The organism is Lachnospira rogosae (ex Hitch et al. 2025) (assembly GCF_040096455.1).
In the GTDB taxonomy this organism is placed as follows: domain Bacteria; phylum Bacillota; class Clostridia; order Lachnospirales; family Lachnospiraceae; genus Lachnospira; species Lachnospira rogosae.
In genome coordinates, this window is record NZ_JBBMER010000006.1 from 1 (window position 1) to 20410 (window position 20410).

16 protein-coding genes are annotated in these 20410 nt (G+C 36.4%); 15 read left to right on the forward strand and 1 reads right to left on the reverse strand.

Features of this window, described 5'->3' with window-relative positions; all coding sequences use genetic code 11:
- Nucleotides 1-263 precede the first annotated feature (263 nt).
- From nadC to WMO14_RS08750, 15 genes are all read left to right on the forward strand, one after another.
- Complete coding sequence (nadC, locus tag WMO14_RS08680; RefSeq protein ID WP_022502888.1) at nt 264-1121, forward strand: carboxylating nicotinate-nucleotide diphosphorylase; 858 nt, start codon at nt 264-266, stop codon at nt 1119-1121.
- Between the two features lie 19 nt (nt 1122-1140).
- On the forward strand, nt 1141-1689 hold the full coding sequence (locus WMO14_RS08685) for a transcription repressor NadR (protein ID WP_022502887.1): 549 nt from the start codon (nt 1141-1143) through the stop codon (nt 1687-1689).
- Between the two features lie 83 nt (nt 1690-1772).
- The gene (locus WMO14_RS08690; protein WP_055175542.1) at nt 1773-2597 is read left to right on the forward strand and encodes a Cof-type HAD-IIB family hydrolase; all 825 of its coding nucleotides are present in this window, start codon (nt 1773-1775) and stop codon (nt 2595-2597) included.
- 330 nt (nt 2598-2927) lie between these two features.
- Nucleotides 2928-4583 (forward strand): glutamate--tRNA ligase, encoded by a 1656-nt coding sequence (gene gltX, locus WMO14_RS08695; RefSeq protein WP_349153682.1) that lies wholly within the window; start codon nt 2928-2930, stop codon nt 4581-4583.
- A 120-nt stretch (nt 4584-4703) separates the two neighbouring features.
- On the forward strand, nt 4704-5186 hold the full coding sequence (gene queF, locus WMO14_RS08700; RefSeq protein WP_022502884.1) for a preQ(1) synthase: 483 nt from the start codon (nt 4704-4706) through the stop codon (nt 5184-5186).
- A gap of 305 nt (nt 5187-5491) precedes the next feature.
- Entirely contained in the window at nt 5492-7627 is a 2136-nt protein-coding gene (locus tag WMO14_RS08705) for a methyl-accepting chemotaxis protein (protein ID WP_349153683.1), read from the forward strand.
- Between the two features lie 209 nt (nt 7628-7836).
- Nucleotides 7837-8526: a PAQR family membrane homeostasis protein TrhA gene (trhA, locus tag WMO14_RS08710; protein WP_349153684.1), complete on the forward strand. Its 690-nt coding sequence runs from the start codon at nt 7837-7839 to the stop codon at nt 8524-8526.
- Nucleotides 8527-8655: 129 nt separating this feature from the next.
- On the forward strand, nt 8656-9417 hold the full coding sequence (locus tag WMO14_RS08715) for a formate/nitrite transporter family protein (RefSeq protein ID WP_022502881.1): 762 nt from the start codon (nt 8656-8658) through the stop codon (nt 9415-9417).
- A 49-nt stretch (nt 9418-9466) separates the two neighbouring features.
- Nucleotides 9467-11203, forward strand: coding sequence for an ABC transporter ATP-binding protein (locus tag WMO14_RS08720; protein WP_349153685.1), 1737 nt, complete (start codon nt 9467-9469; stop codon nt 11201-11203).
- Nucleotides 11204-11305: 102 nt separating this feature from the next.
- The gene (locus tag WMO14_RS08725) at nt 11306-11809 is read left to right on the forward strand and encodes an NUDIX hydrolase (RefSeq protein WP_349153686.1); all 504 of its coding nucleotides are present in this window, start codon (nt 11306-11308) and stop codon (nt 11807-11809) included.
- A gap of 149 nt (nt 11810-11958) precedes the next feature.
- Nucleotides 11959-13689, forward strand: coding sequence for an ABC transporter ATP-binding protein (locus WMO14_RS08730; RefSeq protein WP_318255700.1), 1731 nt, complete (start codon nt 11959-11961; stop codon nt 13687-13689).
- Nucleotide 13690: 1 nt separating this feature from the next.
- Entirely contained in the window at nt 13691-15508 is a 1818-nt protein-coding gene (locus WMO14_RS08735) for an ABC transporter ATP-binding protein (protein ID WP_349153687.1), read from the forward strand.
- A gap of 80 nt (nt 15509-15588) precedes the next feature.
- Nucleotides 15589-17139, forward strand: a complete 1551-nt coding sequence (cls, locus tag WMO14_RS08740) for a cardiolipin synthase (RefSeq protein ID WP_055306438.1) — start codon at nt 15589-15591, stop codon at nt 17137-17139.
- A 125-nt stretch (nt 17140-17264) separates the two neighbouring features.
- Nucleotides 17265-18134 (forward strand): NUDIX hydrolase, encoded by an 870-nt coding sequence (locus WMO14_RS08745; RefSeq protein WP_022502875.1) that lies wholly within the window; start codon nt 17265-17267, stop codon nt 18132-18134.
- A gap of 31 nt (nt 18135-18165) precedes the next feature.
- Nucleotides 18166-18729: a nitroreductase family protein gene (locus tag WMO14_RS08750; RefSeq protein WP_022502874.1), complete on the forward strand. Its 564-nt coding sequence runs from the start codon at nt 18166-18168 to the stop codon at nt 18727-18729.
- Nucleotides 18730-19052: 323 nt separating this feature from the next.
- Here WMO14_RS08750 and WMO14_RS08755 read toward each other — a convergent pair whose 3' ends face one another.
- Nucleotides 19053-20381 (reverse strand): MATE family efflux transporter, encoded by a 1329-nt coding sequence (locus WMO14_RS08755; protein ID WP_022502873.1) that lies wholly within the window; start codon nt 20379-20381, stop codon nt 19053-19055.
- Nucleotides 20382-20410 lie beyond the last annotated feature (29 nt).

A 20410-nucleotide genomic window follows, 5' to 3' on the forward strand; every position in this document is an offset into this window, starting at 1 on the left:
AAATATGGTATAATATGACTACTTCGTAGTCACTTAGAAGTTTCTTCGAAACTTCGGATGCGTGGAAAAGCAACGCAAAAATATGGTATAATATGACTACTTCGTAGTCACTTAGAAGTTTCTTCGAAACTTCGGATGCGTGGAAAAGCAACGCAGAAAATATGGTATAATATGACTACTTCGTAGTCACTTAGAAGTTTCTTCGAAACTTCGGATGCGCTGAAAAGCTGCGCAGAATTTATGATATAATCAGGAGAATAAATATGTTTGATAATGTTACTTTAAAATTAAATGCAGATCCATTAATAATCAGTGCGTTAAAGGAAGATATAACAAGTGAAGATGTGTCGACTAACAGTGTTATGCCAGAACCTAAGAAGGGCGAGGTACAGCTTATATGCAAGCAGGATGGAATCATATGCGGACTTCCGATATTTGCAAGGGTATTCACACTTCTTGATGAGAATACAGTTGTTGATTTAAAAGTAAAAGATGGAGATAAAGTTACTAAGGGAGAGCTTCTTGCAGTTGTAACAGGTGACATAAAAGTGTTATTATGTGGGGAGAGAACAGCACTTAATTACTTACAGAGAATGAGTGGAATTGCTACATATACTAATGAAGTTGCCCAGTGTCTTGAAGGAACAGGTATTAAGCTTCTGGATACAAGAAAGACAACACCTAATAATAGATTGTTTGAGAAGTATGCGGTGAGAGTCGGTGGCGGTAATAACCACAGATACAATCTTACAGATGGTGTGCTTCTTAAGGATAATCATATAGGAGCGGCTGGCGGAGTAGCTAAGGCTGTTAGAATGGCAAAGGAATATGCACCATTTGTAAGAAAAATAGAAATTGAGGTTGAGAATCTTGATATGGTCCGTGAGGCTGTTGAAGCCGGAGCAGATATAATTATGCTTGATAATATGTCACACGATACTATGAAAGAAGCTCTTAATATAATTGACGGTAGGGCAGAGGTTGAAATATCTGGTAATATTACCAAAGAGAACCTTGAAAAGTTATCAGGACTTTCTGTTGATTATGTATCAAGCGGAGCACTTACACATTCAGCACCGATTATGGATATATCATTAAAAAATCTTCACCCAATTGAATAGATGAAAATGGAGAGATAGTATGAACGGAGAACAAAGACGTGAAAAAATAATAGATATTCTTAATAGTAGTAGTAAGCCTGTTTCGGGAGTTGCACTTGCCAGTATGCTTAATGTGAGCAGACAGGTAATTGTTCAGGATATAGCACTTATAAGAGCTTCTGATAATGAAATATCATCAACTAACAGGGGATATGTTATCCGTAAGAAGAATGAACATACAAGAATATTTAAGGTCGTTCATACAGAAGCAGATGTAGAAGCAGAGCTTAACAGTATTGTTGATATGGGTGGCTGGGTTAAAGATGTGTTCGTATATCACAAAGTATACGGAGTTATTAAGGCAGATCTTAATCTGCACTCAAGGCGTGATATTAAAGATTATATGGCAGAGATTGGAAATGGAAAGTCTAATCTGTTAATGAATGTCACATCAGGGTATCATTATCATACAGTGATAGCACCTGATGAGGACACGTTGGACATTATTCAGGAGAAGCTTGACAAGCTTGGTTTTCTTGCAAGATTACAGGAGTATGAACCTGTTGATTTCTGGAGCAGTAAAGCGTAAAATGTGAATTAGATACTTATTGATGAGTATTATAAGTAACGCAGACTGTATAATGATTAAGGTTATGTGGTTATGGAGGATATATGGTTAAACTTATTGCACTGGATTTGGACAGAACAACACTTACATCGGACGGACACTTATCGGAGGCTAACAAAAGAGCTTTAAGCGGGGCAATTAAAAGAGGTGTCCATGTATGTATTGCCAGCGGCAGGGCATTTGATACTCTTCCAGAGGAAGTGCTTAATGTACAGGGAATAGAGTATGCAATAACAAGCAATGGTGCAAGTGTATACAGGATTGCAGATAGAAAATGTATTAAGTCATATATACTAAAACCACAGTCTGTTGATAATGTTCTGTCGGTATGTAAGCAGTACCCTGTTACTTATGAGGCATTTATAAGAGGGTGTGCATATGCGGCAAAGGAGTATATTGACAATCCTGTAAAGTACGGTGCAACAGAAAATGCGATACAATATGTGCGTTCCACAAGAATATTAAAAGAGGATATTATACAATTCATTAATGAGCATAGAAGTGAACTTGATTGTATGGATGTTGTCCTTGATGATGACATTTTAAAGCGTAAGATTATTGATGAACTTTATGAGTCTGACAAGGATATATATATTACAAGCTCAGTAAAACAGCTTATAGAAATATCATATAAAGATGCTGGAAAGAGGTCAGGAGTACAATATCTTGCAGGACTTCTTGGCATAGACAGGAAAGATATTGCGGCATTTGGCGATGCGGATAATGATATTGATATGATACAATTCGCAGGCTACGGTGTTGTTATGGGTAATGCAACAGAACATTTAAAGAGCATTGCTGATTATGTGACTAAAAGCAATGATGAAGATGGTGTGGCATATGCTATAGAGAATATATTGTTGAATTAAAAAAGTTATGCTGATTTATGTGAATATTTAAATGCCTGTATTTTAATATATCTGTCGAACTATATATATTATATATGCTATATATGATATATAGCATACAAAGTGTACATAGGAATATATTGTTATATGTCAATGACTATATTAAAAGTGTTGGTGATATGAAATTGATATATATATCAAACATAAGTTGATAAATATCATAAAAATGTGTAATATATAATATTGGCTGTGGCCGTAATGATATGTGAATGTATAAGCGCATTATAGCATTGTATATAATTATATAATACATAGAAGTTATATGAGAATATGCGCAGAAATGAGGATGAAATGGATAATCAGAAATTAGCAGATTTATTATTTCCGGAAGTAGTTAATACTCCTGAATATTATGAAGAGAAATTCCCATATAGAAAGCTTCCTAATAAGGCAGAAGTTACACGTATGGCACCAAGTCCAACAGGATTTATTCATCTGGGCAATCTCTATAGTGCACTTGCTGATGAGAGAATTGCACACAGAAATGGTGGTGTATTTTATCTTAGAATAGAAGATACAGATGAGAAAAGAAAAGTTGATGGTGCAGTAGAAACAATTATTAATGTATTAAGATATTTTGATATTGAATTTGATGAGGGTGCTGGCTTTGATGATACAGACCCAAGAAATGCTTATGGACCATATTTCCAGAGACAGAGAGTTGAAATATATCATACATATGCTAAGAGTCTTGTAGAAAGAGGACTTGCTTACCCATGCTTTTGTACAGAGGAAGAGCTTGATAAGGTAAGGGCAAAGCAGGAAGAAGATAAGGTTCTTACAGGTTATTATGGAGAATATGCGACTTGTCGCAACCTCTCTTATGAAGAGGTAGAAGCTAATATTAAGGCTGGCAAGCCATATGTATTAAGACTTCGTTCACAGGGAAGCCCTGATAAGGAGATTACATTTGTTGATGCAATCAAGGGAGAGATTAAGCTTCCAGAGAATATACACGACATTGTGCTTTTAAAGAAAGATGGTATTCCAACATACCATTTTGCACATGCAATTGATGACCATCTTATGAGAACAACTACAGTTGTAAGAGGTGGTGAGTGGCTTGCATCAGCTCCTATACATTATGAGTTATTCCATTTATTAGGCTTTAAGATGCCGGCTTACGCACATACAGCACATCTTATGAAGTTTGATGAGGAGACAGGAGGCAAGAGAAAGTTATCTAAGAGAAAAGACCCAGAGCTTTCACTTGATTATTATAGGAAGGACGGATACCATCCATATACAATGAAGGTATATCTTCTTACGCTTCTTAATTCTAACTTTGAAGAGTGGCACGAGAAGTTCCCGGACAAGGATATCAATGAGTTCCCATTCTCAGTAGAGAAGATGAACCAGTCAGGTGCACTCTTTGATAAGGATAAGCTTCATAATATATGTAAGAATGAATTATCTAAGCTTTCAGAAGAAGAACTTTACGATTTCCTTTATGACTGGGCTAAGGAGAATGAACCAGAAAATGTAGAGAAATGGTTCGGCGATAGAGAAAAGATGTTACAAATTCTCCGCCTTTATATGGGTGTCGGTGCTAAGAGAAGAAGAAAAGATTTAATGTATGCAAAGCAGATATTTGAACTTATCTCTTATTTCTTTGACGGTGAGTCAGCAGAGGAAATGGACGAATTCAAGCTTGATGAAGATATGGTAAGTAAGATACTAAAGAGTTATCTTGCAAAGTATGACCATAATGATGATAATTCAGTATGGTTTAACAAGCTTAAGGAGATAGCAGATGAGCACGGCTTTGCTTCAGATATGAAGGCTTACAAGGCTAATCCAGAGAATTTCAAGGGAAATGTATCTGATATAGCTGAAGCTGTAAGGATTGCAGTTACAGGACGTGCCAATACACCTGACCTTTGGACAATAGTTCATATTATGGGTGAGGAGCAGATGACAGAAAGAATTAAAAAGCATATTAAGTAATCCTATATAAGCAGATTAATAAACTGGGGAATTGATATACAAAAAGAATATTATACAAGTAGATTAATATACCAAAGAATTAATATGTGGACAGAACAATATGCAGGAATGGAGATTAATATGTCTAGAGAAGATGAAGGACTTAAGCAGTTAGGCAATAAGACGAAGTATAGTATGGATTATGCACCAGGAGTGCTTGAAACATTTGAGAACAAACATCCGGACAATGATTATTTTGTAAAGTTTAATTGTCCTGAGTTTACAAGTCTTTGTCCTATAACAGGCCAGCCTGATTTTGCAACAATATATATATCATATATTCCTGATAAGCTTATGGTTGAATCAAAGTCACTTAAATTATATCTGTTCAGTTTCAGAAATCATGGTGATTTCCATGAGGACTGTGTGAATATAATTATGAAGGATTTAATCAGGCTTATGCAGCCAAGATATATAGAAGTGTGGGGCAAGTTCACTCCACGAGGAGGAATATCAATTGACCCATATTGCAATTATGGCAAGGAAGGAACTGCATTTGAGGATATGGCAAAGCAGAGACTTTTATGGCACGATATGAATCCTGAAAAGGTTGATAACAGATGATGTAAAGCTGGAAGTATATGCTTAATATAGCGCAATTTTATTTAATTAATAAGTCTGCGTAATATTGGCATATACTTCCAGCTTGTTTCTTAATTATGTGTTTATTTCAAGTTTCAAGTTGCTTCAAAATGTATAAATTTGGGATTATTAACCTGCGATTTTAAAGATAATTTAACAATATTTAACAAATTTTAGTAAAACTTAATAAATGGATTGATATTGTAAATACATAGTGATAATATATATTTAAATATTTAAGATACGATCAATTGAATATTTAATGTGTAGAAGAACGGAGGAATAATATGAGCAAGGAACACACAGAGAAAAATGCTGCAGTCGAGGGGTTCAAAAATAAACAACTGACCTATAAGATTTCAGTAGCAGTGGGTATATTATTAGTTGCCTGCCTTACGGTTATGATTGCAATTAGTGCAACAATTGCAGCTAAGTTTATGAATAGTAGTATAAGTGGTGAGTTTGATGGAATTGCACAGCAGAATGGTGTATCAGTACAGGAGGTACTTGACAGAGCCTCAGATGTTGCTAATATTCTTCAGAATTATATTACGGAACGTTATGATGATTATGCTAAGACCGGATATACTGGAGAGACAGTTAAGAGTGAAGTATATGATGTACAGTTACAGAAGATGAACAAAGAGATTGAGCAGTTTATGATCAGCGTAGCCAATACATCTGTAACATCAAGTGAAAGCATTGCAGGTGTTGGTGTATTCTTTGAGCCTAATGCTTTTGACCCTGCTATTAAAGATTATACAATCTATGTAAGTGAATCAGATGCACAGAGTGGAAAGGTACAAAGCTATGGTGAGTATTCAAGCTATGGTTCAAAGGACTATTACAAGAATGCAGCAGCTTCACAGCAGAGCAGCTTTACAAGTCCATATAAGGATCAGGGCATCAATATGGTAAGTGCCTCTTTTCCAATTGTATATCATGGTAAGACACAGGGTGTAATTCTTGTAGATATTAATGTTGATACATTCAGCGGACTCCGTTCAACAGACGATAAGTACAATACAATGTATGTAGATGTACTTATGGGTGATGGTACATTTGTATATGACAGCGAATCAGATGAATATGTTGGAAAGAAGTTAAGCGATGTTTTACCGGCTAAAGAATATGCCAAGATACAAAAGGGCATTGATACAGGAAGCAGTTTCAGTGTAACAACTAAGAAGGATGATGGTTCTAAGGTTGAAAGATATTATGCACCTATTAAAGCTGTTAATCAGACCTGGTGGGCAGCAAGTGCATTAAATAAGACAGATCTTGAGCGTAATACGATTATTCTTGTAGTGTTTATGATTGTTATTTCGATTATAACTTTAGTAATTATAATTGTTATCAGCAATAAGCTTATTAAGAAGTACATTAAGCCTATAGATGATGTAGTTGCAGTAGCGGACCAGCTTGCGATGGGAGATTTCTCAGTTAATATTAAGAAGAATTATAATGATGAAATTGGTCAGCTTGCTGAGAAGTTTGATAATATGGCGGGAAGATTAAGTGCAATAATTAAAGACCTAACACGAGGTTTAAAAGAGATGGCAGGTGGTAACTTTAATATATCACCTAATGTAGAACACATCGGTGACTTTAAGGACATTGAAGTTGCTTTAGTAAAAGTTATAACAGATCTTTCATCAACTCTTTCAGAGATTAATGGTGTTGCAGATATGGTAGCTTCCAATGCAAGCCAGCTTTCAGATGGTGCACAGGCAATTACTGAGGGTGCAACGGATCAGGCAAGTTCAGTACAGGAATTACAGAGTACAATTGCTAATGTAGCTGATCAGGTTGATATGAATGCACATAATGCTAATAAGGCTAATGAAATGGCTAAAGCTGTTGGTGACCAGATTATTGAAAGTAATAATCAGGTACAGCAGATAGTTCACGCTATGGAAGTTATCACAGAGAATTCTAAGCATATCAGCAGTATTATTAATACAATTGATGAGATTGCCTCAAGTACTAACCTTCTTGCACTTAACGCTTCGATTGAAGCTGCAAGAGCAGGTGAAGAAGGAAGAGGCTTCGCAGTTGTTGCAACACAGGTTGGTAATCTTGCAGCACAGAGTGCAGATGCAGCTAAGAGCTCTGGTGAACTTATAGTTCAGGCAATTAATGCAGTTGAAGAGGGCAAGGGAATGGTTGATGATGCAGCTGCTAAGCTTATGGAGTCAGTTGAGAAGACTAAAGAACTTGTTGAGAATATCGAGCAGATTTCAGTTGCTTCAGAACAGCAGGCTGAATCATTAAAGCAGGTATCAGAAGCAGCAAGCCAGATAGCAGCTGTAGTAGAAGAGAATACAGCTATGGCTGAGGAAAGTTCTGCAAGCAGTGAGGAACTTGCTTCACAGGCGGACAGATTAAAAGAATTAGTTAGTGCATTTAAGCTTATGAAGTAATATAAAAAGCTGCCACTTTTAGCGGATTGACCGTTAAAAGTGGCTTTTTTTATGTCCTTGCACAGTATTTTTTTGATTAATTATGTGATTAGATATTGATTTCTATGATAAATGGTTATATTATATATATAACGTAGTAATCAATACTATGTAATATGAAGATAATTACAGCACATATTAAGAAAGCGTGTGCAGAAAAGAGGATTATTATGGAAAAGATTAAGAAAAATGTATCTAACATAAAGATAAAAGACCCAGGAAGTGCAATAACACATTTTATAGCAATGCTTATGGCGTTATTTGCTGCAACACCGCTTATAATTAAGGCATTGTCAGCACCTGATACAATACATGTTATTTCACTTTCAATATTTATAGGAACAATGATTTTGCTGTATGCTGCAAGTACAACTTATCATACAGTTAATGCAACACCTGGAATTAATAAAATATTAAAGAAGTTAGACCATTGTATGATATCGGTTATGATAGCAGGTTCCTATACTCCTGTATGCTTAGTTGTCCTTCATAACAAGACAGGATATGCACTGTTAGCACTAGTATGGGGAATTGCAATAGTTGGTATTATCTTTAAATTATGCTGGGTAACCTGTCCTAAGTGGGTATCATCAGTTCTTTATATTGTTATGGGCTGGGCGTGTGTATTATCATTTACACAGATAATAAATGCACTTCCAACAGCGGCATTTGCGTGGTTGTTAGCAGGTGGAATAATATATACAATCGGTGGCGTCATATATGCACTTAAGCTTAAGGTTTTTAATGCCAACCATAAGTATTTTGGTTCTCACGAGATATTTCATCTGTTTGTTATGGCAGGAAGCATATGCCACTTTATTATGATGTTTAATTATGTGGCTGTAATGCCTTTAAAGTAGTAAGTTCTTTTAAAAATACACACAAATTATGGAAATAGAATTTTATATGTGTTATCCTCTATAATCGGGTCTGTAACTATTGTTGCAGACCCGATTACAGGTTGTCAGACCAACGAACGGAGGATTAATATGTTATTTTCAGATGTCGATGCAATTGCTAAGGCAGCATCGAATAAGGCAGAGTTATGCAACAACCATTTCGGAAAGTATTTTATGCGCTCTATTATGGCAGGCTTCTATATTGTTGTTGCAACAATTTTATCGAATGTGAGTGCGGCAGTACTGCTTCCAACTTATCCACAGTTTGGTAAGCTTTTAGGTGCATTTTTATTCTCAATTGCAATTGTACTCGTCGTATTTATGGGAGGAGAATTATTTACAGGTAATAATTTTGTTATGGCGATTGGCACATACAATAAGACGGTTTCAGTAAGAGATCTAATAAAAGTATGGGTTGTAAGCTATATAGGTAACTTTGCCGGTGCATTTATTCTTTCGGGTTTATTTGTATATAGTAAGGCTTCACACGCAATAATGGTTGATTATTATAACAGTTTTATATATTCTAAGATTTCAGCAGGTTCCATGGAACTTTTAGTAAGGGGGATTCTTTGTAATTTCCTTGTATGTATGGCAGTATTAGTTGGTACTAAGTTAAAGACAGAAAGCGGCAAGCTTATAATAATGTTCTGTATTATTATGGCGTTCGTAGTTGCTGGTTTTGAGCATTGTATTGCTAATATGAGTACATTTTCTATTGGATATATGTTACTTGGTGATATTGGCACAGCTTCTGTTATCAAGAGTATGATTATGGTGACAATCGGAAATATGCTTGGCGGAGCAGTGCTTCTTGGAGTGCCGGTACAGATTATGAAAGCAGAACACTAAAATTAAAGTTATTAATAATGAATAAAGCATGAAAGGATTAGTGAGTTGTATGAAAGAAAATCTTAAAAAGCTTGCAAAGTATTATAAGCCATATTTAGGCACATTTATTATAGATATGATTCTTGCGATGATGTCTGCGGCGGTGGCACTTGTCATACCGCTTGTTGTAAGATATATAACTTCCAAGGTTGCCTATATGCCGGCAGATGAAGCGTCTAAGGCAATATTTACAATAGTTGTGATATTATTCGTGCTTGTTCTTGTGCAGTGGGGGTGTAATTATTATATATCTAATTACGGACACGTTATGGGAGCTAAGATTGAATACGATATGAGGGCTGAGATTTTTAACCACTACCAGAAGCTTTCTTATTCATTCTATGATGACCAGAAGGTTGGACAGTTATTATCAAGAATAACTTCGGATTTATTCGATATAACAGAGCTTTTACACCACGGTCCTGAGAATATAACAATATCACTTATTAAGATTGTAGGTGCACTTGTTATATTAAGCACTATAGATGTAAGGCTTACGCTTACTGCATTTGTGCTTGTGCCTGTTATGCTTGTATTTGCATATTTCCTTAATAAGAAAATGAAGCGTGCATTTAAAAGAAACCGTATCCGTATAGGTGAGATTAATGCACAGATAGAAGATAATCTGTCAGGAATACGTGTTGTTAAATCATTTGCTAATGAGGATATAGAGTGCGGTAAGTTCAAAAAAGGCAATGATTTATTCTTAGAGTCAAAGAAAGACAGCTATCATTATATGGGAATGTACAATGCCGGACTTACAGCATTTACAACTATGATTAATGTAATTGTAATTGCAGTGGGCGGTATAGGAATAACAAGAGGCTGGGTTAATATTACAGACTTCGTAACATTTTTATTGTATATAAATATATTTACGGAGCCGGTAAAGGTACTTATTGATTTTACAGAACAGTTCCAGAACGGTTATTCCGGTTATGAAAGATTTCTTGAGATATTATCAGTTGAACCGGATATAAAGGAAAAGCCAGATGCAGTTGAACTTAAAGACGTTAAGGGTGAGATTACATTCGACAATGTATCTTTTAGATATAAGGACGGAATCGAGGAAGTATTATCAGGAATCAGCTTTAATGTTACACCAGGCAGATATGTGGCACTGGTAGGTCCGTCAGGAGCAGGAAAGACTACATTATGTTCGCTTATACCAAGATTTTATGAGGCGACAGAAGGAAGCATAAGAATTGATGGAAAAGACATTAAAGATGTTACTCTTAAGAGCTTAAGGGATAATATCGGGGTTGTCCAGCAGGACGTATATCTGTTTATGGGAAGCATTAAAGAGAATATACGATACGGAAAGCCAGATGCTACCGATGACGAAGTAGTTGCAGCGGCAAAGCTTGCCAATGCACATGAATTTATAGAAGCATTTGAAAATGGATACGACACGGATATAGGACAAAGAGGTGTCAAGTTGTCAGGTGGACAGAAGCAGAGATTATCAATAGCAAGGGTATTTCTTAAAAATCCACCTATACTTATATTTGATGAGGCAACATCAGCACTTGATAATGAAAGTGAGCAGATTGTACAGGAGTCGTTAGAGAAGCTGGCTAAGAATAGAACTACATTTGTTATAGCCCACAGACTTACTACAATAGAAAATGCTGAGGAAATATTTATGCTTACAGATGAGGGGATTAAGGAAAGAGGAACTCACAAGGAGCTTATGGAGTTAGATGGTGAATATGCTCATATGGTTAAAATTCACTCAGCTAACTAGAAAAAGTATTGAAAATGTGTTATACTAATCATAGTTATAACGAAAATGTTAATCGCTGTATATTATTGTATGGCTGATTACAATATATGGAGGATGACGTATATGGAAATGTGGGATATATATGATGCCAACAAAGAAAAGACAGGCAGATTAATGAAAAAGAATGACTGGCAGCTTAAAGATGGAGAATATCATCTTACAGTGTTAGGTGTCATAGAACGTCCGGATGGAAAGTTCCTTATTACACAGCGTGTTATGACTAAGGCGTGGGCTCCTGGCTGGTGGGAAGTATCAGGTGGAGCGGCTCAGGCAGGTGAGGAGTCAATTGAGGCAGTAAGACGTGAGGTTCGTGAAGAGACAGGAATTGACGTTACAGATGCCAGAGGTGGATATGTATTCACCTATAAAAGAGAGAATCCTGGCAAGGGCGACAATTATTTTGTAGATGTATACAAGTTCATTAAAGATGTTAAAGATGAGGACATACATATACAGACAGAGGAAGCCTTAGGGTATAAGTTCGTTACCAGAGAAGAGCTTAAACAGATAGCAGCAACAGGAGAATTCCTGCATTATGACAGTATTAAGCAGGTATTTGAAGATTAGATATTGGATTAAGTAAGAATTGCTGTTATTAAGTGAATATTTGTACTTGATTTATAAAATGTATTTATAATAGAAGAAGCACCAGCAGATTTATTCTGATGGTGCTTTTTAGCTATAAGAAGTAATAAAGCTTAAGAAAGGAATGTGGTATGCTTAAATATTTAAAAAAGTATTGGTTCTTTGCTCTGCTTGCACCTGTATTTATGATAGGTGAGGTTTCTATGGACTTGTTACAGCCGGAGCTTATGAGCAGAATAATTGATGACGGTGTATTGGGGCTTAACAATGGCGGGGTTGGCAATCTTAATACAGTAATTACCATCGGGCTTAAAATGATAGGATTTGTGGCACTTGGTGGTATCTGTGGCATTATGTCCGGTGTCTTTGCCAATCTTTGTGCACAGCAGTTTGGTAATGATGTAAGAAAAGCTGTCTTTAAGAGAATTATGGAATTCTCTTTTGAACAGACTGATAAATTCTCCACAGGTTCTTTAATTACAAGGGTTACGAATGATATAACACAGCTTCAGAATTTTGTAATGCAATGCCTGAGAGGTTTTGTGCGTACAAGTATGCTGTTTATCGGTGGTATAGCGTGTATGGTGTCACTTAATATGGAATTTGGAATAATAATTGCATGTGCACTTCCGTTTGTTGCAGTATGTGTTGTATATTTCATAGCCAAAGCCAATCCTAAGTTCACAGTGTTACAGAAGAAGCTTGATAAGGTTAACAATGTAATGCAGGAAAATGTGTCTGGTGCAAGAGTTGTAAAGGCATATGTCAAGGAAGATTACGAGACAGAAAGATTTGAGAAAGCTAATAATGAGCTTGTTTCAACACAGCTTGATGTGCTTTTACTGCTTTCTTATATGACACCTATTATGAATATTATATTAAATCTTTCAGTTGTTGCGGTTATAAAGGTTGGTGGAATACAGGTAAGTGCAGGAAGTGCAACGCCTGGTAATGTAATGGCGGCGATTACATATTGTTCACAGGTGCTTAATGCGGTTATGCGTATGACGATGATATTTCAGACAGCTTCAAGGGGAATTGCCTCAAAGAAGCGTGTTATGGAGATAATTAACTGTGATCCGGCAATAAAGAGCGGTACATATAATAAAGAAACTGCCGTTAAGGGAAAAGTTGAATTTAAGAATGTGTCATTTGCATATCCAGGTATGGATAATGAAAATGTTATTGAGAACTTTAACCTTGTTATTAATCCGGGTGAAACTATCGGAATACTGGGTGCAACAGGCTGCGGCAAGTCAAGTCTTGTAAATCTCATACCACGTTTTTATGATGTGACTAAGGGGGAAGTACTTATAGATGATGTCAATGTTAAAGATTATGATTTGCAGGTTTTAAGGGATAAAGTGTCAATAGCATTACAGAAGCCGGAGATATTCAGCACTACAATAGCAGAAAATATTGCGTGGGGTGATGACAGTGCAGACATTGAAAAGATAAGACAAGCCGCTGACATAGCACAGGCAACAGAATTTATTGACAACAGGACAGATGGTATGGATACACAGGTAAGTCAGGGTGGACACAGTCTTTCAGGAGGCCAGAAGCAGAGAGTTGCCATAAGCCGTGCAGTGCTTAAGAATTCAGAGATACTTATATTTGATGATGCTACAAGTGCACTTGATTTAAAGACAGAGGCTGATCTTTATTCAGAGCTGTCGGTAAAGAAATATGATGTAACCAGGATTATAATTGCCCAGAGAATTGCTTCTGTAAAGAATGCAGATAGAATTGTTGTAATGGATAATGGCAGATTAGCAGATGTTGGAAGCCATAGTGAGCTTATAAAGACAAGTGAGATATATAAAGATATTTATGAGTCACAGCTGAAAGGAAATGAATAGAATGGAGCAGAGCAGACAGGCACAGATGAATAATTATAAAGCCTTTGGCAGAAGACCTGGCAACCGCAATCTTACTGTTGAGAAGGCTAAGGACAAGAAGGGTACTTTAAAAAGACTGATAGCATATTTTGCGGCTGAGAAAGCTATGATTATAGGGCTTCTGGCGGCTGTTATCGTTGTAGTAATATGTTCGGTATATGCACCAAAGCTTCAGAGTAATGCAATTGATATTATAGCTTCTGGCAGATTTAAGGAATTAACTCCGATACTTATAACAATGGTGGTTGTATACATAATACATAGTATATGTACATTTTTACAGACCAAGATAAGTGCGGTATTAAGCCAGAATATCGTAAAGAAGATGAGAGAAGATTTATTCAGGCACATAGTTAATCTTCCTGTAAGATACCTTGACAGTAACAGCCACGGAGATATTATGAGCCGTATGACTAACGATATTGAGAATATATCAACAACAGTTTCGCAATCGTTAAGTTCGATGTTCTCAGGCGTATTAACGATTATTGGAACAGTTATAATGATGACTGTATTATGTCCACAGCTTGCACTGTTATCGTGCGTTACTGTAATTCTTACAGTGATTGCAACTAAGTTCTTATCTAAGGCCATGAAGAAGTTCTTTACGAAAAGACAGGTGCTTTTAGGTAATCTTAATGGAACGGTTGAGGAGATGGTTACAGGTTATAAGTCAGTTGTTGCATATAACAGGCAGGAAAATGTCATAAAAGACTTTAACAATGTGTCGGATGAACTTACAAGGGTTGGAATTATAGCAGAGATTCTTGGCGGTTCAATGGGACCAGTTATGAATGTAATCAATAATATAAGCTTTGTTATTATTGCGGCATTTGGCGGATATTTTGCCATTAACCATATTATATCTATCGGTGTTATATCAGCATTTATCGTATATGCGAAGCAGTTCGGAAGACCAATTGATGAGCTTGCACAGATATATGGACAGATACAGACCGCCATAGCGGGTGCAGAGAGAGTGTTTGCAGTTATGGACGAACCGCTTGAAGATAAGAGTGGTGATAAGAATATGGATAAGCTTGAGGGCGTTATTAAGTTTAAAGATGTCAATTTCTCATATACCAAGGACAAGCAGGTGTTATATGACTTTAATCTTCAAGTTAAGGCAGGACAGAAGGTGGCACTTGTAGGCTCAACAGGAAGTGGAAAGACAACAGTTGTCAATCTTTTAATGAGATTTTATGACGTTGACAGCGGAGAAATATTAATAGATGATGTTAATATCAAGGAAATAGATTGTGCCACACTCCGTAAGAATACAGCGATTGTATTGCAGGATACTGTGTTATTTGCTGATACAATAAAGAATAATCTTAAGTATTCTAACGAAGCGGCAACTGATGAGCAGATGTATGCCGCTGCGGTTATGAGCAACTGCGATACTATGATTAATAAAATGCCATTAAAATACGATACAGAGCTTATGGCAGAGGGTGAGAATATATCACAGGGACAAAGACAGCTTTTATCAATAGCAAGAGCATTTCTTGCACAGCCTAAGATCCTTATATTGGACGAGGCGACATCTAACGTGGATACAAGAACTGAAAAGCATATTCAGGATGCAATGCTTAAGCTTATGGAGAACAGGACAAGTCTTATAATAGCTCATAGATTGTCTACAATACAGGATGCTGACATAATCGTTGTTATGGATGAGGGACATATAGTTGAAGCAGGCAATCATAAAGAACTTCTTAACAAAATGGGAAGATATTATAAATTATATATGACACAGTTTGCAGGACAGACAATATAGGTGTATAATTATCTATTACATAAGATTTGTGATGATGCACAGATTGAATTATAGATAATATATGCAGGAATGGTGATGGTATGCGTACAGAGAAAAAATCAAGCATAAAAAATAGTGCAACAAGGTTGATACTGATAGGGCTTCTTGTTCTTATACAGACTGGCTGGATGATATTTTTAATGATGAAGCTGAATACATATTCAACTGCCATAACATTGCTTCTTACATTTATAGCAATGTTTATTGCCCTTAAAATATTTGGAACACACGTTAATGCGGCACAGAAAATGCCCTGGCTTATCGTAATAACTGCAGTTCCGTTTTTTGGAATATGTATATATCTGCTATTTGGACGTTCTATTGTAACTAAAGGTGTTAGACGTTCATTTAATAATATTGAAACGAATGTGCTTACCCTCTTAAAGCAGGATAAGGGCATAATAGATGATATAGCCAGCAAGGACAAGGGCGTAGCTAACCAGTGCAGATATATAAGCAATACAGCAAGATATCCTGTATACAGCAATACAGATGTAAAATATTATCCAACTACTGATGTAAGCTTTGAGGCACAGCTTGTTGAACTTGAAAAGGCAGAGCATTTTATATTTATGGAATATCACGCTATTGAAGATGCTGAAAGCTTTGCAAGGCTTAAGCATATCCTTGAAAATAAGGCACAGAGCGGTGTGGAGGTAAGAATATTCTATGACGATTTAGGAAGTATTTTTTTCCTTAATAAAGAGTTCATAAAACAGATGAGGCAGAAGGGCATACAGTGCCGTGTATTCAATCCACTTAAAGTTATTGTAAATATGTTTATGAATAACAGGGATCACAGGAAGATAACCGTTATTGACGGCAAGGTAGGCTTTACAGGTGGATATAATCTTGCAGATGAGTATTTTAATATAACACACCCATATGGTTACTGGAAGGACACAGGAATTAAGCTTCAGGGTGATGCGGTAAAGAGTCTCACAGCAAGCTTTCTTACTATGTGGAATGCCATAGAACATACTGATAATGATTATAATAAATATCTTGATGCGACAGATGGTACATATAAGGCAGTTATGAAAGACTGTTATGTACAGCCATATTCAGATAATCCATTAGGACAGGACAGAATTGGTGAGGACGTGTACCTTAATATTCTAAAAAATGCCAAGGACTATGTGTATATCACAACTCCGTATCTTATTATCACTGATGAGATGGAAAGAGAGTTAAGGCTTGCGGTTAAGAGAGGTGTTGATGTAAGAATTGTCACACCGGGAATACCAGATAAGAAGCTTGTATACAGAATTACAAGGTCTTATTATGAGCCACTGTGTTCGGCTGGCGTGAGAATATATGAGTATACACCAGGATTCTGTCACGCTAAGCAGTGGGTATGTGATGATGAAGTATCTGTTGTTGGCACAATCAATATGGACTACAGAAGCTTATATCTTCATTTTGAAAATGCAGTATTTATATATAATAAAGCGACGGCATTAAGTGTAAAGCAGGATATGTTAAATAACTTTGAGGCAGGACACGAAGTGACAGCTGATTATACTAAAGATGTTATTAAGCCATTAAGACTTGGGGTATGTATGTTAAGAATGATATCGCCTTTATTGTAAAATACTTGCAACAAATGTAAAATAATATATAATATTAGTGGCAAATTACATTTATCATTATAAGTGGTTAGATAATAAGTAAGAACAACATTTTGTGTCTATTGTTAGTACCTGGAGGAGGAACAGTGAGAGAAGAATTAGTAGCCGTAAAAGTAGACCACCCATTGGGAAGTACAGACGAGGATAACCCCTCGGTTGTGTATCCGATTAATGTCGGATACGTTATCAATGATAAGGATCTGGAATTCAAACCGGTAACAGATGACCAGAGAGTGTATCTTGTAGGTGTTGATGTTGCTGTTGATGAATATTCAGGTGTTCTTATTGCAGTTGCAAGAAGGAGAGATGATTCAGGAACAGTGTGGGTCGTTGCACCTGAGAACATATTATATACCAAACAGCAGATAGAAGAAATGATATATTTTAAGGAGCAGTATTATGACAGCTTCATTGAAATGGTCGATGAGGAGATGTGGGACGCTTATGATGCCAATGAGAATAAGTTAGGTTTTGAAGTTCGCAGAAGTATGGCAAAGTCACTTCCAGAAGGCGTGTACCACATAGTTGTTATGGTGTATACAGTTACAAAGACAGGAAAGGTGCTTACAACGCAGAGGTCGCGTAACAAGACGAATTCTTTAAAATGGGAAGTTACAGGAGGTTCTATTATCAGCGGTGAAACACCTAGGACAGGAGCGGTAAGGGAACTTCTGGAAGAAACGGGAATTAAGAAATCGCCAGAGGATTTAATTGAACTTTATAGGTATACTGATGATGCAAGACATTGTATATATTATGGTTATCTTAATGTATGTGATGATGAGGAACACGTTAAATTACAGCAGGGTGAAACTATGGACTATATGTATATGCCATATGAGGAATTCATTGATTTCATAATGTCAGAGAGGTTCATTCCGTCAGAACAGAGGCGTTTTAAGCTTCATAGTGAGCATATAGTAAAGCAGATTAAGCAGGCTTGTATGGTACAGTAATAAATTTAATATAATCAGAAGGGAGAGTCATATGTCATTTAAGGAACTTGTATTAAAGAACCGTTCATATAGACGTTTTTTTGAGGATAAGAAAATAGAAAAGAACGAGCTTGTAAATCTTGTTGATATAGCAAGAAATACAGCTTCAGGTGCTAACAACCAGCCTTTAAGATATAAGGTTGTGTGTGATGAGGAAAGCAATAAAAAAGTGTTTGACACATTAAAATGGGCAGGTGCGCTTCCAGACTGGGATGGTCCTGTTGAGGGTGAAAGACCAGCAGGCTACATAATAATATGCAGTGCTTCAAGCGTATCAGCACCAAGAGATGAGGGAATAGCGGCACAGACAATACTTCTTGCCGCCAATGAGGTTAATCTTGGAGGCTGTATGTTTGCAAGTGTTAATATTCCTAAGCTTAACGAAGAACTTTCAATTCCAGAGGGTATGACAGCAAGACTTGTTATTGCATTGGGATATCCTAAGGAACAGGTTGTTATTGATGAAGTATCTGAGGGAGCGAATCTTAAGTATTACAGAGATGACAATCAGGTTCATCACGTACCTAAGTTAAAGTTAGAAAATGTATTATTATAAATTATAAGAAGAATGCAGAGTTTAAGCCTTTGCTTGGATTAACAGGAAACAGGCTTACATTCTGTGAATAGTTATAAAGAAACAGGCGGGATATTAAATCCCGCCTGTTTCTTTGCTTAGTGAATAATTGTTACTATAACTGAGTAATCAGTATAATTTAATCTTTTGTTGCTAATTCCAAAAAGATATTATTATTCTATCACTGTAAATACTATAAATCAAGTTCAATTAATCTGTAGTTGCGGCAAGATGTCTGTATTATTGAGTTCAAATTTTAATCAAAATTTTATCATTTTTTATTCATAGTTTATATTCAGTGAAGCCTATTTTGCAATGGACCTGTAATTCCTTATAAGCAGCGGAAGTTCAGCAATAAGCATACCAATCCAGCCGGCAAGGTATGATAATGGGAGGGCTTCAATTCCCATGCCCATTACAAGTACGAGTGGGATAGCGGCTATAACACGTACGCCCATATTGATAAAGCTGCTTAAAAGTGTAATCTTTAAATCGCCAATTCCACGGAAATATCCCTGTATGCCGTTAGTAGCGGCTGGGAGTATATACATAAATGAGATAAGGCGCAGATACTTAACACCATGCAGAATAACTTCTTCATCTTTAACAAACAGAAGCATAAGTGGTCGTGCAAGTATAAAGCACACGGCAAAAAGAATAATTCCATATATGAATTCAAGCATCATACCACATTTAAAGCCTTCTTTCATACGTTTTTTTTCATTAGCACCTTTGTTCTGAGCCATAAGTGCAGTCATAGCGTGGCCGATATTCTGCTCAGGAGTATACGCAAAATCATCAATTCTGTTGACAACAGCAAATGCAGCGGCTACGGACACGCCCATAGTGTTGACGATTGCCTGAATGCCAATCTTTCCTAACTGGACAGTTGCCTGCTGCATAGCGGATACCCAGCCGTAGCTTATTGTCTTTTTAAGAAGTGAATTGTCAAATACAAGCCATTTTCTGCCTAGCCTTAATATCTCGACACGCTTTTGTATGTATATAATACAGAATACACAGCACATCATTTCGCTTATTACAGTTGATATTGCACAGCCGTTGCTTCCCATTTTAAGGACAATTACAAAGAATAAATCTCCGAAAATATTAAGCAGTGAGCTTGCAATAAGGAAGTATAAAGGAGTCTGGCTGTCGCCTAATGCCCTTAATGTGCTTGAAAAGAAATTATATAAAAATGTAAATATCAATCCTAAAAATATAATTCTCATATAAGAAACAGTTAAATCCATAATAGATGGGTCAACCTGTAACAATTTAAGAATAGGTCTTGAAAAGATAATGCAGCACAGGCTTAATATTGCAGAGAATACAGTGCCTGAAAGCATTGTTGTGCTTATCTGTCTTTGAAGCTTGTTGTAATCTTTAGCTCCGAATTGTGTACCCATAAGTATGCTCGCACCCATACACAGACCATTTAAGAATAAAATCATAAGAGTCATTACAGGGTTGCATATACCAACAGCCGCAAGGGCTTCTTTACCTACGAATTGTCCTACAATAATACTGTCGACAGCGTTATATGTAAGCTGGAATAAGTTACCGAGGACTAACGGTATTGTAAATCCAACAAGGAGAGGCATAATTTTACCTTTTGTTAAATCTTTAGTCATAATTAATCTCCTATCCTGCCCATAACAGG